The organism is Natrinema caseinilyticum, from assembly GCF_024227435.1.
Taxonomy (GTDB): domain Archaea; phylum Halobacteriota; class Halobacteria; order Halobacteriales; family Natrialbaceae; genus Natrinema; species Natrinema caseinilyticum.
In genome coordinates this window covers 78,337-90,935 of sequence record NZ_CP100447.1, presented here as the reverse complement: position 1 = coordinate 90,935, position 12,599 = coordinate 78,337, and the positions used below count along the sequence as shown (strand labels likewise).

15 protein-coding genes and 1 pseudogene are annotated in these 12,599 nt (G+C 55.0%); 2 read left to right on the top strand and 14 right to left on the bottom strand.

Translation table 11 applies throughout. The annotated features are described in order from the left end of the window. Positions 1–124 precede the first annotated feature (124 nt). Together NJT13_RS23025 and NJT13_RS23020 are read left to right on the top strand one after the other, a co-directional pair. Positions 125–571 carry a hypothetical protein gene (locus NJT13_RS23025; RefSeq protein WP_254526133.1) on the top strand — a complete coding sequence of 149 codons (447 nt, stop codon included), beginning with the start codon at positions 125–127 and terminating at the stop codon, positions 569–571. Continuing rightward, the gene (locus tag NJT13_RS23020; protein ID WP_254526132.1) at positions 552–1,643 is read left to right on the top strand and encodes a hypothetical protein; all 1,092 of its coding nucleotides are present in this window, start codon (positions 552–554) and stop codon (positions 1,641–1,643) included. Before NJT13_RS23025 ends, NJT13_RS23020 begins: the two co-directional genes overlap by 20 nt. Before the next feature lie 374 nt (positions 1,644–2,017). Here NJT13_RS23020 and NJT13_RS23015 read toward each other — a convergent pair whose 3' ends face one another. The 14 genes and pseudogenes from NJT13_RS23015 to NJT13_RS22950 form a co-directional block, all read right to left on the bottom strand. Then, on the bottom strand, positions 2,018–2,257 hold the full coding sequence (locus NJT13_RS23015; protein WP_158057918.1) for a HalOD1 output domain-containing protein: 240 nt from the start codon (positions 2,255–2,257) through the stop codon (positions 2,018–2,020). Between the two features lie 51 nt (positions 2,258–2,308). Next, a complete protein-coding gene (locus tag NJT13_RS23010) occupies positions 2,309–2,602 on the bottom strand; it encodes a DUF7344 domain-containing protein (protein WP_089876939.1) in 294 nt (97 codons plus the stop codon). Positions 2,603–2,755: 153 nt separating this feature from the next. Beyond that, positions 2,756–3,415: a helix-turn-helix domain-containing protein gene (locus tag NJT13_RS23005; RefSeq protein WP_254526193.1), complete on the bottom strand. Its 660-nt coding sequence runs from the start codon at positions 3,413–3,415 to the stop codon at positions 2,756–2,758. 197 nt (positions 3,416–3,612) lie between these two features. After that, a complete protein-coding gene (locus tag NJT13_RS23000) occupies positions 3,613–4,464 on the bottom strand; it encodes an IS5 family transposase (RefSeq protein WP_254526131.1) in 852 nt (283 codons plus the stop codon). Between the two features lie 65 nt (positions 4,465–4,529). Continuing rightward, positions 4,530–6,737: an argonaute/piwi family protein gene (locus tag NJT13_RS22995; protein WP_254526130.1), complete on the bottom strand. Its 2,208-nt coding sequence runs from the start codon at positions 6,735–6,737 to the stop codon at positions 4,530–4,532. An 81-nt stretch (positions 6,738–6,818) separates the two neighbouring features. Further along, positions 6,819–7,688 (bottom strand): hypothetical protein, encoded by an 870-nt coding sequence (locus tag NJT13_RS22990; protein WP_254526129.1) that lies wholly within the window; start codon positions 7,686–7,688, stop codon positions 6,819–6,821. Next, on the bottom strand, positions 7,685–8,635 hold the full coding sequence (locus NJT13_RS22985; protein WP_254526128.1) for a MarR family transcriptional regulator: 951 nt from the start codon (positions 8,633–8,635) through the stop codon (positions 7,685–7,687). The genes NJT13_RS22990 and NJT13_RS22985 overlap by 4 nt, the downstream gene beginning before the upstream one ends. A 97-nt stretch (positions 8,636–8,732) precedes the next feature. Next, positions 8,733–8,975 carry a hypothetical protein gene (locus NJT13_RS22980; RefSeq protein ID WP_254526127.1) on the bottom strand — a complete coding sequence of 81 codons (243 nt, stop codon included), beginning with the start codon at positions 8,973–8,975 and terminating at the stop codon, positions 8,733–8,735. Further along, a complete protein-coding gene (locus tag NJT13_RS22975; protein WP_254526192.1) occupies positions 8,972–9,715 on the bottom strand; it encodes a transcription initiation factor IIB in 744 nt (247 codons plus the stop codon). The genes NJT13_RS22980 and NJT13_RS22975 overlap by 4 nt, the downstream gene beginning before the upstream one ends. A gap of 54 nt (positions 9,716–9,769) precedes the next feature. After that, a pseudogene (locus NJT13_RS22970) lies at positions 9,770–9,964 on the bottom strand (transcription initiation factor IIB family protein); the annotation flags it as partial. 29 nt (positions 9,965–9,993) lie between these two features. After that, positions 9,994–10,521, bottom strand: coding sequence for a hypothetical protein (locus tag NJT13_RS22965; protein WP_254526126.1), 528 nt, complete (start codon positions 10,519–10,521; stop codon positions 9,994–9,996). An 87-nt stretch (positions 10,522–10,608) separates the two neighbouring features. Then, the gene (locus NJT13_RS22960) at positions 10,609–11,106 is read right to left on the bottom strand and encodes a DUF7995 family protein (protein WP_254526125.1); all 498 of its coding nucleotides are present in this window, start codon (positions 11,104–11,106) and stop codon (positions 10,609–10,611) included. Between the two features lie 555 nt (positions 11,107–11,661). After that, on the bottom strand, positions 11,662–12,111 hold the full coding sequence (locus NJT13_RS22955) for an HVO_A0114 family putative DNA-binding protein (RefSeq protein WP_254526124.1): 450 nt from the start codon (positions 12,109–12,111) through the stop codon (positions 11,662–11,664). A 22-nt stretch (positions 12,112–12,133) separates the two neighbouring features. Further along, positions 12,134–12,472, bottom strand: coding sequence for a toxin-antitoxin system TumE family protein (locus tag NJT13_RS22950; RefSeq protein ID WP_049986414.1), 339 nt, complete (start codon positions 12,470–12,472; stop codon positions 12,134–12,136). Between the last annotated feature and the right edge of the window lie 127 nt (positions 12,473–12,599).

The following is a 12,599-nucleotide window of genomic DNA, read 5'->3' as shown; positions in this document are numbered from 1 at the left end:
AAACCCATAGGTCAAAGTAGCGGAAACCGTATTCTCGGGCAAGTAAGCGGCCAAATAGACTAGAATGCCTCGTTGAGGGTGCTGGGCAAAACTGATTTAGCACCCCTTCTAATATTATTATCGAATGAGTCTCTGGAGGTCCAAACGGCGCTACGAGACAGGGCGCCACATCAGTGATCAAGCTGATGATGCCCTGTATGCGCTCGCCCTTCTCCAGAGCGACGGGTCTGTCACAAGGACACGTGCGGATGAACTCCGTGATAATCTCGAAGCGGGGAAAGCTGTCCTCAGGACGCTTCGTGACGCGTTAGAGCATCCCGAGAAATCTGATAACTTCGCCTACACATTGGCTCGCCAATTGAGAGAGCATTACGGCGACATCAACAAGTACGCGATTGAACGTCTAAACCGGCACTTGGACCTTCTGGGGAGAACAAAGGAAGATTTGGAATATCGGGAAGGCCTTACCGAAGTCATAGAGACATTGGAACTGGTTGAAGAGTTGGCGACGCGAACAACTGACCAAGACGCAGAACAACTGCGAGATTACGTTGCCCACTCGGATCATTGATCATCGCGAGAGTGATTTAGAGGCCCGATTCGAGCATCTCCAGGAGGAGGCAGAGCGGTTTTCAGAGCTCCCGATAAGCAATGCGTTTGACGAGTACTTTTCTAATATCCGAGGCGCTTTCGAGAAGATCGATAGCCGTCGATCAGACGTAGAAGCAAATCCGGATAACGACGCGCTGTATCAACGGTACCTCTCAAAGGTCATTTCGGCAGAGGCAGACATCTCTGACCTCGAACTTGTACTAACACATCTCGACCTATACACCCATCATCGAGATCGCTGGCCAGATAGGATTCAACACGTCGAAGAGATTTGCGAGGAACTCACCGATGCGTTCGGTCTATCTGTGACCTGCTTCCCTGTAATCCGCGAGAATTACGCGCTCTTACCACTGCTCGACGACGATTTCTACGTGATATACGTCCCTCGCGGGCGAAGTATCGTCCCTACGACCCCAATCCTGGCACACGAAGTTGCTCACGCACTCTTGGATCAGCGGTCATCTCGATCTCACGAGTTCAATCAACGGTTTAGCGAACTTCGACGGCAAATGGATCATGAGAGAACTGAACGGGATTTTCACGGGAACTGGTCACACTGGTACAGTGAACTCTTCTGCGACGTTGCTGGCTTCTTTGCATTTGGTCCGAGCTATGTATGTGCCCAACTCCACCATCTCCTCTCCCGGAGCCCCTACTTTATCCAGCGTGACGTTGGGGTAGAGGACGATACTCTTCATCCCCCCGACGCACTCAGAGTAACCGTCATTACTGATCTCGCGGACGAATATCTCCCAAAACAGCTCCGGGAACCATTAGAAGATATCCGAGAGGAGTATACTCAACATCTGCAGTGCTATGAGGAATCAAAGCGACCATTTTACGATGAATGGGCTGACGACGAATTGGTCGATGCTGTTATCTCGGATGCAGCAGGTGTGAACACCCAGTTCGAACAACTCTGCAGTCACATTCAGAATGGGTCTGACCCTTCCAATGTACCTGAATTCGAATTTCGACTAAAGGCGAACAGGTACTGGCTAGATGGCCTTGTTGAAATCCTCAAACGATGATAGGTTTCAGCACCTGCGCTGAATAGAGGAGGAAGCGTCGATCACGTGACTTTCCGGCACTCGGTGTTACGTACAGAGGTGTACTCAGCAGGACTCAGTGATCGAAGTTCAACTTCACCGTTGGCCAACTGTTAGAATGGGCTTGTGACCCTCCCAGTTGTTTCAGACGACGGCGACGAATAAGGGGATATAGACGAACAGGACAAGAACCCCGGGATATGCCTACTTGCCAACCAGGATGAGATACTGAGATTGCCAGTGCGAAGACGTGGCTGCGTGACGAAGGCGAGACGGACGACGGCATCGAGGGCGTGTGTGGCGTATGGGGCGGGTGTCCGTCTCGGGGGAGTGTCGTAGCGCCGGATGACCCGCTATTATTCGAGACTCACGTCGCCGTTTGCGGTGACAGTGACTGTGTAGTCGCAGTACGTGAACGTCACAGTGCCGTCTGTCGGGGTTTTGTTTGCGAACAACGAATCTAATGAGCCGGGGTCGACCACGTCGTATAGTTTCTCGGGCAATTCAGTGGGGTGAACATCCATCTTCGTGGCGACAGTCTCGATTACGGCGTGACTCCACGCATTGGCTGATGAAGTGGGTGATGACGGACTCATGTATAGTATGGGTATGCGACTACGCGTACGAAAGCAATCACCTCTTCGTCGTCACTCCGCGTCGTCGGAGGCGATACATTCGAGCAATGGCCGGATCTCGTCGAACTGCGGCCCTTTGACGATTTGACCTGTCTCTTCGTTCCACTCGATGTAGCCGTGGTCTTCGAGTTTTGGCAAGTGGATGTGAAACATTTCGATCTGCTCTCGTTGCTCGGCGTCGGTCAGCACTGAGTGTCCTGTAGGGGATTCAAACCCTGCGTCCTGCGGGTTCGATTCGAGGAGGGCGAGCAAGAGCGTACGGCGCTGTTCGTGCGCGAGTGCCTCGAAGTCGAGATCTGCATTCATTATAATCACACAAGGTACCAGGGGCAATCAGGCTGCCTTTTTCGTACACAAACCGTACTTACTCCCTTTTTCGTACACAAACCGTACTTACTCCCTTTTTCGTACACAAACCGTACTTACTCCCTTTTTCGTACACAAACCGTTTTTACCTACTCACTCGGGGTTGACTGTAAGGCCCGAGAGCGCGTCCCCGAGGACTGCCTTGATCCCTCCACGGAGGCGGGAGCCGACGGCCTGCTGTGAGATGCCGAGTTCCTCGCCGAGGGCTTCCAACGTGACCTCGCGGGGAGACTCGAAGTACCCCCGGTCGTAGGCAAGCACCAGCGCCTCTAGCTGGGTGTCAGTGAGGATGACTTCGATCGCCGTCTCAACCGGGGTGAGTGCGGTTAGTGACGTCAGCGTGATCGGGATATCCAGCTCTCGACAGCGCCGTTGAAATTCTACGATGTCACGTCGCTCATCACCGCGGACATCGAACGTCCACTGTTTGTTTGTACCGATAGCCTCGATCAGTGGAATCGATGTCTCTGCCAGTACGGTTAGCACGTCATCGTACTCCAGCGTCCATTCGACGCGTAACAGGTACTCGTCCTCGACAGAGTCGACGAGCCGGATCCCCTGCACGCCGGGGTGTTCAGTGAACGCGCTCTCGATGTCAGCGACTTCGGTTCCCCGCACCCAGAAGTAGGGAATCACCACGTTCTGTGCGGGGACGAGTCGTTCCAGCGTGACAGTCACGTCCGGCAGTTGCTTGAACACTGTCCCCAGCGGGAACTGGTCTGACGGAACCGTGAACGTCGCTTCAGTAACCATTGTCTGTCCCATGGGCTTCCAGCTGTAAAGGCCTGCTACTGATTGGCACGCGTTCTCGTCCACCGTTCGCGGACGCATCATCTCTCGGCCCCGTATTCGGTACATGGTCCACCCCGGCCCAACCAGTGGGTTCACCGATACGGGATCCGACGTCGGTACCAGCACCCGTTCTATTCAGCAGTCCGCTCCTCGCAGAATCACAGACGCTCGTACTCATCGCGTGAAATTGCGAGGGCGCGTTCCACGTTGTGAACAACGCATTTGATGACGAGCTCACGGAACTGCTTCCACCAGCGTCGTGACCGGACGAAGGCACCGTACTTGCGTTTGAGCCGAGAGTTTACCGCCTCATTCTGACTACGCTGCCCGTAGAGATTGGCGTCGAGCCGAGCGTTCCACGCCTTGTGGAGCGACGAAAACGTGCGGTGTGTAATGAGCGGACGAACATCCTGCTCGTGGGCAAGCGTTCGAATCTTCTGGTCGTCGTACCCTTTATCTCCGAGGAGAACAACTACTTCGTCGGTATTTCGCTTGATGAGCGACGGTGCGATTTGCGAGTCGTGTTTCCGTGTCGTCGTCACGTGTACGTCGATAATCGCGTTCGCTCTCGTGTCTACGAGAAGCGTGACTTTCAACTGCTGAATCGTCAATTTCGTTCGCTTCGTGTAGTGTGTTGAGGCATGACTGCGGTCGAACCCGGAGGCGTCGATCCCGACGATACCGTTGGTCGGGAGAAGCGTAACGGAGAGGTTGAGGAGAACCCGCCAGACAGCCATATTGAGCCGGTTGAACGCGTTACACAACGTCGAAGGAGAGGGGAGTTCTTCAAGATCGATGGCACGTCGAATCCGAGGCATCTCGATGAGTTCGTCGAGAAGCATCCGATACGTCGTGTTCTTCCGGACTTTGAGGCAGAGCAAAACGATGTGTTGGTGGAGTGTGTACCGTCGTTTCGAGAACTTCGAAGAGTATCGAGCGGTTGCTCGACGAGCAAAGTGATACGCCTGCTCAACGAACCGGAGCAACCGAGACTTCGGGAGGGCCTGCATTCGGTCAAACTACTGCTCGGTCCTGTAACTCTCTGAGGATTTCAACAGAGCCGGCTAGATGAAAATTAGCTCGGCAGGAATCTGAGCTGGGGACAGCTCTCGAACAAGCTGTGCATCTCCGCGGGATATCTGGTCGTGATTGGATCGCTGATCTTGGAACCAGGCGACCACCAGACCAAAAACGAGAGGTCGAATACGTCCTGCCCGATCTCCGTAATATCGATATCTTCAGTTCCTGCTCGTTCCTGAATCCGGAAGGTACGAGGTGTTCCCTGATACGTGTATTCTCCTCCAGACGGGGCTAAGACCATCGTAGATTCATCTACTTCCGCATATGCCCCGGTTCGGCACGCACAGTCGGTATCATCTGAATAGATTCGGTATGACGTACTATCTCGTAGCTCAACCGCACTCCAACTGAAGTCGTCGTCAATGTATCCTTCCTCTTTCAGGCTGTCGACGGCAGATTGGATACCTGCGATTTCCTCATTGCCGTAGGTCCCATTCCGATGAACAACCAATGAGTCGACGGTTCCCTCGTTTTGATTAATTGCCTCGACGATTCCGTCGCCAATGAGCTTCTCGGCGTGATCGAAATCGTCTACCGTACTGTCTCCTCGGCCGTGTGGTTGTTTCGTCCAGTCGATGACATCCCCTGACTCCCCGGAGACGGTGACAGAGCAAGCAGTTGTACTCTGATCCCCAGTTACACTCAATCCGATGATGACATCTGCGTGTAATCCCTCCTCCAACAGGAATGGGCGTACGCCGAGTTTCGATGCTAGATCGGTTGCCGTATTCCTGAGTGAATAACTCTCATCTCGATTGCGCTCCTGCTGGTAGTTCTCGTGACGAATATGCTGGACCGGCTTTCCATTCACCGCGTTGATCACATCATAATATTCTGTCTGGCTATCGCCGGTCAAGTACGCGAACGCACCAGTGACCTTCGGAGCAAACTCCTCTTTCCATTGGTCGTACTCAGAACGACTCTCGAAACTCACACCGCCAGGCCGCTCTTTCAGATCAAGATCGGCGTACCGTTTCACATAGGATCGAATATCGTCAAATGCATCGAACGCTGTTTGACGAGTAGAGTCCGTATGGAGCACCGCAACCCAGGGTTCGTCCATCGGCTTCCGTTTCGGGCCGAACTCTTCGAGATAGTCAAGAGTTCGATACTCCCAGACATCCCTGGTTATGTCTCCTGAGCTAGTCAGATCAGACGCACCTACTTCTAATACCGTATCGTCTCCGAAGCTAAGCGCCGGAAAACCGAACGTGTCGACGCCGTCTCGAATTGGGGTGTCAGCGACATCAGCTTCGTGATCTCCGAGACGGATATAGTGAACTGGACGAATCCACTCCTGGACTTCTTCCCAGCGTTCGTCTGCCTCAAGCGTCGACGCCTGTGTCGTCACCTCTTCCTGATTGGGAATCAGTCGCAGGAGTGATGGTGCGGCATCGTATGTTCGATTTCCTCGAGAATACTTGTACTTGACAACGGGTTCATTTGGATCGATTTTCCCAGCCCATTCACTCCCGTAGTTGCTTTCGACGAAAGAGAGAACCGAAGTCGGCTCTCCATCAATATTCATCGTTTCGTCAGTGACGACGGCGTCGGAAACCGAGTGTAATCGTACCGGTTGTGGTTCAGGACGGTCGAAGAAGAAATAGCGGTGGCCGTCCCCAAACTGGTTGATGACCTCTGATTCTCCTTGGACATCGAGGCGATCCGCCAACGTCCGTTCGTCGACAAATTTTCGGGTAGGGTCGAGGCTGAGCATGAAGCCGAATCCAGATCGATAATCAATGCTAGTCCGGATCCCGCGGTACATCTCGTAGACTGCATCTTCGCCTCGAACAGTTCGAATGGGATCGGCTTCGTAGAAGTTCCCCCGCTCGTTGTACTCCCAACAGTCGAGGACCGACGTGAGATATGATCCAAATCCATCCCGAAGAGCCTGGCCTATAGCACCTCGGTGACGAGGGTTTTCCGGGTCGAGAGTGGTGTTATATTCCAGACTTAGAGTTATCCCGTCAGCGTCAACCTCCGGGGGCTCATGCTCGTGTCCGAAGACTGCGATGTACCAGTTGCCATCACCCCCTCGGATACGGTGAGCTTCTCCCCACGTTCGATTCGAGAGGATGTTCTCAAAGTGAGCTAGCTCCGAGTATGGATTATCTGGGAGTTCGGCGGATATCTCGTAGATTTTCGCGGGAATATCAGGGACCGATATCTGGAACGAACTGAGGAACTGTCCCATTTTCATTGATAATTTATTGGACCCCAGTTAGGCGTTTCGGGGTCTGCTAGTCTCTTCCTTTTCGATCCGTTTGAATGGCAATCTGGATTACTGGATCTGTACAGCATCTCCGTGCCGCTCTAGAATCTGTTTTTCGACTAACCGAGCAATTGCATCGTCAACAGCGTCCGTTTGGTCGTCAGAAAGCGCTCTCACGTTCGAGAGGACGCGGTCTCGAATGTTCTCCACATCGGTCACTCCATCATCGACCGCACCCAAGACCGTGTACTCAACCTCGAACTCTGTCGCGAACGCTGCGATACGAGAAGTGAACGTATTCGGAAGGCCAGACAGCGAATTGACCGCCATTTCGATGGTGAACAGCGGATGAGATCGGTCGCGGATGTGTCGTGCTTCAGTCGAACCTGTGTTGAACGGCCGCTGTTCGTCGATTTCGGTCAGAATGGATTCGTAGTCGAGGCCACGCTGGGCGTACTTTCGCATATCCTCGATGTCGCGCCGGCGGCCACTCGCCAGATCACCACCCGAGACCGCTTTCAACAGGAACATATCCTCATCCGAGAGGATGAATGCGGTCGCGTAATCGCCGGTCCAGAATTCCTCGGCCCGGTCATGCATTCGCTCGGTGATCCACACCTTTCCGACGACCTGCCGCTCGAAGAGATCGATCTGAAACCCGCGGTCTTCGTGATGGAGTTCGACAGTTTTTCCGACCCCTTCGAATGACTCTGTCGGTTCGTCAACCACCGTGAACCCTTGTGCCTGAAGTGCCTGGTAGACGTGCTCGAACTCGGAAACGACGCCCAGCGCAAGGTCGATGTCCTCGGTTTGATCTTTCAGCCCTCGAACCGTCATCGCCGAGCCGCCGAGGAGATACACGTCTACGGGTTCCGAGAGCCAGCTGTCGAACTCTTCGAGGAACGCTCTGATCGCATCTCCACCTTTGAACACAGTCATGAGACACCGTATTGCTCTTTGAGAGCGATAAATTCTGATTCACTCGGGAGGAAGACCGGGAGGTCCTCGGATATCTCGAACTCTCCGTGAAGGGGTCGGTACATCGCGGCCACTGTTGTCTCCAAGTCGTACCACCTTGCCGTGTCTGTGAGGGTATCTTGGTCGATGTCCAGCTTCTCGATCAACAGCATCGAATAACTGACGCGGCGAGAGCCACTATCGAGGACGAGGGTATGGCACACGACCTCCGAGGGCGTGAGTTCTTCATCCGGAGCGTACCAGAATGCGGGTTCGCCAGCGAGGAAGAACTGCAGGTCATACTCCTGGAATCGTGCGAGTCCAGTCACCCGCCAGTCAGCAGCCGACTCTAGTGCGGACGTATCCTCCGACGTTTGGACGCGAACAAGCGCCCGCTTCGGGTCGCACCACTCGACAGTCGCACTCGGAGCAAGTTCTCGAGCTCGCGAGCGGTGTTCGTGGGTCACGACTTCTCGTGCGAACGTCAGCAGTGGCGAGAGGTCATCAGTCAAGGCGTATTCCGGCCCAGACGGCGACAGCATCGCACGGTGCTTGAGCGGCGACAACGCATTGTGGACGCCCTGTCGGGTGATGTCGAGTCGCTCTGCGATCTCGGTCGCTCGACGTGGTTCGTCGAGGTACCAGCACACCCGCAGTGTTGCTGGCGAAAGGATCTCGGTCCAGTCGACGTGACCCAGCTTCGAACGAAGGTCTCGGTACGACTCGACGATTGGATGGTCCGTTACCCGGACGCGGCGCCGGTTCTTCGACCCGCGAGATTCAGTGAGCAACCCGTCTTCGAGCAACTCATCGAGGACGTCGTAGATGTGGTCCTGCGAATACTCGGTTTCGGTCGCGAGTTCGTGTGGAGTCGCCTCACGGCCAGCGCTAAGCGCGTCTAGCAGTGCGAGGCTGGCCTTGGTCAGCATCTCTGTAAATAATAGAGCCGATTCGTATAAATACGTTTCTGGATTCTTGTTTACAGACTGCCTGTGTATCGTATACCCAACCGCGGACGAGATCGTGCTACATCGAAACCGGTGGAAGCCAGTCACAGGACGGACAGAACGCTTCGTATACAGCCAGTGTTTCGTCGAACTCCCAACTCCCATCGTCACGGAAGAGTACGCCTGCTCGAACGATAGCGTGAACCGCCCCGTGACCACAGTTGGGGCATTCGTCACCAGGAGCCCATCCCGCCCGCTCGAAATCGATCGTCCACTCTGCGTCAGTGACGACGGCCGACGACCGTTCACCGCAAGAAGTCATCCGTGTACCTCCAATCCAGACTCCCCTTCGTGTTCGAGCATCGATTGGAGTTTCTTCCATTGCTCACGGAGCGTCATAGCGGAGACACTCGCGAGCTCGGCGAGACTCGTTTGGGTAATGTTCTCGTCAGCCTCACGAGCAGCCTCGTAGATGCAGGCAGCGGCAACGCCGGTTGGTCGACAGCCGTTCCCGAGACCGACTTCGGACGCTTCGCGGGCCAACTCCAGGGCGCGTTGGCGCACTTCTCGTGAGAGATCGAGGTCTGATGCGAATCGTGGGACATACTGAACGGGGGCCATCGGAACGGCCGGGAGATTCAGTTCGTGATTCAACACGCTGTACGCGTTGCTGACCCGCTCTCTGGAGACAGTCGACACTTCTCCGACCTCGTCGGTTGTCCGAGGGAGTCCCGAACATCGACAGGCTGCATACACGCTGGCAGCCGCCATTGCTTCGATCGAGCGACCACGGATGAGGTCCTCGTTCGCAGCAGTCCGATAGAGGGCGCACGCCTGCGTACAGATGCTCTCGGGAAGGTCGAGCGCACCGACGATCCGCCGGACTTCCGAGAGCCCATGTGCAAGGTTCTGCTCAGCTTTCCCTTCGAACCGAGCTTGGCGGTCCCATCGCCGAAGCCGGTGCAGTTTCCGACGTTTCGCGGCCGGAAGCTGTTGCCCTCGTGCATCGCGATACCGACCGATCTCTGCAGAGATGCCCCAGTCGTGCCGGGCATTCGTCACTGGCCCACCAACACGACGTCGCTCTTCGGCGTCGTATGGTGTCCATTCAGGCCCGTAGTCGATACAATCCTCGTCGACGACGAGCCCACACTCAGGACAGTACCTCTCAGTTCCGTCTCGTCTGAGCTTGACCTCAGAACACTCGGGGCACTGGTCGATCGTAGAAGGGAGGCGTTCGAGAGTCTCAACACCGGTCCTTTCAGGCTGTTTAGTGTGCTTCGTCGCGACGCTGGATGAATCTGTAGACATGGTTGATCGATTGGAGCTCTGGAAGCGGATTACTCGAAGTCGGGGCCAGTCAGGTTGGGCGGAAGTTCCGGATTGAATTCGCGGTGGAATGCACGGAGAACCTGATTCTGCCAAGCTGCGTATTCGCCAGGAGTTGAGGCTTCGAACCGTTTCACACCGAGAGCGTATTTTCGCGCAAACGCTTCGAGATCGACTGCTTCGATACTCGTGATCGCGTCTGTCGTGGGGTCTGGAGCAGCGGCTGCAGGAAGTGGTCGTTCCACCCACGCATCGAAGCACCCGTCCACGGAGCTGATCACGAGGACGCCGTCGGTTGCTCCGACGAACAGGCTGGTCGAAATCCGAGCGAGATTTCGGTACAGATCTGACGGAACAACCAGGAGTAGGTTCTCGGCATCCACTGAGGATAGGTGGCTGTGTCCTCCAGACCGACCGTCGGTTCTCCACCGGTTCTCCGTGTCGAGCCAGCCTCCATGCCGTAACTTGTCGAGTGCGGCATCGAGGAACGTCTGGCTCCGGTACTGAATGTACCCGACTACGGTCGCATAGAAGCTCATCGAGCCTCCGCGGAGAACTCCGGAGTCAGTGAGTCCAAAGTACACGACCCACACCGATTCGTCGAAGATAAAATCCGGAGAGAAGGCTCAGTAGTGGACATCAGCAGGAACCACCCAGAACTCGTCATCACTGTTGTGTTCGAGATGCTGTTCGACCGCTGACCGAGAGCGAAGGCCGGCGCCGTGTTGGTCGTAGATCCAGACAGATGGCCCGGCGAACTGGCCGAGTCGATAACAATCGAACCGAGTAAGGTCGACGTCGTCCATCACGGACTCACAATCGAGAGACTCGAGTTTCATTCGCAGCTTGTCGAGTGTCTCACGGAACCACGCTTCTTGTGCCTCGACGGCGTCCTCCAGGAGTTGTCTCCCCGTCTCCGACTTCAGGGACAGGGCTGGGTCGAGGCCGCCGTAGCGGGGATGATCTCGATACCGAGCCGTCGATTCATCTAGCGTTTTGTAGTAGTCGAACGCCGTCGACGCTCCGTCACCGATTCCAATCAATCGGTCGAGTGCGTACCGAGCTGTACTGACCGCCTCCGAGCTATCGACCGCTGGAACGAGGATTCTGATGAGCATATGCATTTTCTATTCCTCACCCAATTTGGGTTCGATAAAATCTGGCGGGTGCGATGTTCTCGGGATGATATTCTGAAGAGTAAATCAGTCCGACCAGTACACCTCTACCTCGCTCAATTCCAGAACGTCGATACTGATATCCTCAAAGGCAGGATCGGGGTCGTTTGAACGGGATTGCCACTCTCTCGACTCCATGCTACCGATTCCTTGTGACGTGCGATTGTTTTTCCAACAAATCACGAGGTCACACTCTTTGTGACTATGTCCATGCTGGAAGAAGTCACTCCCTTCTTGCTCCACTTCAATCATAACTTCCCTGCCGTCGAAAATTCCAGTGGCATCGAAGTGACCATCGTGAAATTCAATCTCCTCCAAGGGTGTCTCAGACGTGATTTCATCCCAGTGCCGACCGATTAGAAATACGATGTCTAACTCGCTGTGAGGTCGTCCCATGTGATGTAGATAACCCCATCGGAACTTGTAATCAAACGTGGGGCACGTATGCGTCCACTCATTTGGCGAGCACTTCTCCCACTGCCTCAGCGACCGTCATTCGTACTCCTAGGGTGCTGCAGCTGCCGTGTCTCCAGCTTCGGGATCGAACGGGAGGTTGATGACGAGTTCGTCGAACCAGACGACCGGGCGCTTGCTCTGTCCTTCTTTCTCGAAGAAGATGATTCCTAGCTGAGCAAGTCGACTAAGTTCCTCGTGGACGTTTTTCACGTCTCGATCCACAACCCTGGCAGTCTCGTTGATGCTAGATGGTTCTTCCCGGCGAATAGCCTCAATGAGCTCGAGGACACGCGGTGTCAGCGTCTCCATGAGGTCGTCGTAGCTGGTGAACGACAGCGTCGGCGTTGCGTCCACTGAATCACCGTGTTCCAGCGACTCGACGTCCTCGGTAACGTCGTCGTGGAACTCGTCGGACGATTTGACTGTCACGACGAGCGTCGACGCAGCCCGAAGCTGTTCGCGTTCCATCGGATGCAGCGGTGGCGTTGATTCGTTCATGGGTATCACCGTGGTAATGGCCTCACTTGACCTCGATTTCGGATTTCGGAATTTCGCTCCAGAATCGTTCCCAGAGTTCGACCATCCCTGGGAACTCGATTATCTCTGGTTCTGTCTCGGGTGCGACGTGGAGTTCGTGGCCTTTTGTGTCCTCGTGCGAGTTGTCGTACCGACGAATCGTACCGTCCTCAAGCGTACGGGGCGGATCTGGCTCTGTTGCACCGTAATGGAGCTTGTAGGCCCACCCAGACGGGTACGCATCACGGTCAGTCCGCATGCAGAACACCCGGACAACAGTCCCGTCAGGGTACTTCTGCCCCTTGCTTACGCCATCGAGGTCATCGTCGGTCAGCGAGCCCATCCTCAACCATTGGTTTGTAGGCCAATGGAATAACTCTATTGGTCGCCACACCAATAGTGTCCACCAGACGGAGGTAAATCAGGCGATGCAAGTTTTGTCTTGAAGAGTGAGAGTTTCCGCCTGCTAA